Genomic DNA, 757 nt, shown 5'->3' with positions numbered 1-757 from the left:
CCGGGGAGGGCGAGCGTGGCCACGGCGCCGAGCGCCACGGCCGGAAGAATGCGCTTGTGCATGCGGGGATCTCCTCTTTGAAAAGTCCAGGCGAATATCGGGTATTCACCGGGGGTTAGGAAAAAGTATCCACGACTAACTAATTACCTGCAAGTTCCTCTCACAATCGTCATGCGGCCGTAACATCAGCGCCTCCACGGGGCGTGAGCGTCAGACTCGAAGACCCAATGCGCCTCGTGGGCACGGAACTTCTGGTCGCACGTGCGCCCTCCGTGTGCGAAATGGGGGGTCGTTGGGGAGGCACACCCCCGCTCCAGCTAACTGCGGTTTTGATGGGGCCGACACGAGAGCATGCCGACTCCATCAAACTTCGGGCACTCCGCCAGGAGTGCCCTCGAGATCAGCCGATCACTGCAATCCACGGCCCGCCGGCGGTTGCCCACCCAAGCAACATGGGCCCGGCGTATGTGCAGTCCTGGCGAACCCGCTGCCCATCAGCGATCGCATCTCGAACGGTGTGCTGACATGTGTACTCGGACGCGAAGGTCAGCGTTCCCGTTTCGACTCCCGTTGCGATCTGCCCGGCACTGATTGTGCTCGCTACGAGCCCAACAGCCAGCACGCCACCCGCAAACCACTTAGTTTTCTTGATCATCTCGTTCTCCTTCTCACCCTCATCGAGACCTCATAGTCTCGATCTAAGATGTTACCTGCTAGGCGTTTCTTTACCTGCAAGTTCCTCTCACAATCGTCATGC

At 59.6% G+C, this 757-nt stretch carries 1 protein-coding gene; it reads right to left on the bottom strand.

Annotated elements, in window-relative coordinates; translation table 11 throughout:
* Positions 1-400: 400 nt before the first annotated feature.
* Positions 401-655 carry a hypothetical protein gene (locus ACNPM4_RS18415; RefSeq protein WP_448985903.1) on the bottom strand — a complete coding sequence of 85 codons (255 nt, stop codon included), beginning with the start codon at positions 653-655 and terminating at the stop codon, positions 401-403.
* Positions 656-757 lie beyond the last annotated feature (102 nt).

The sequence above is a fragment of the Microbacterium umsixpiens genome, assembly GCF_053543675.1.
The sequence above is the reverse complement of the archived record's forward strand: the minus strand, read 5'-3'. Positions and strand labels throughout refer to the sequence as shown.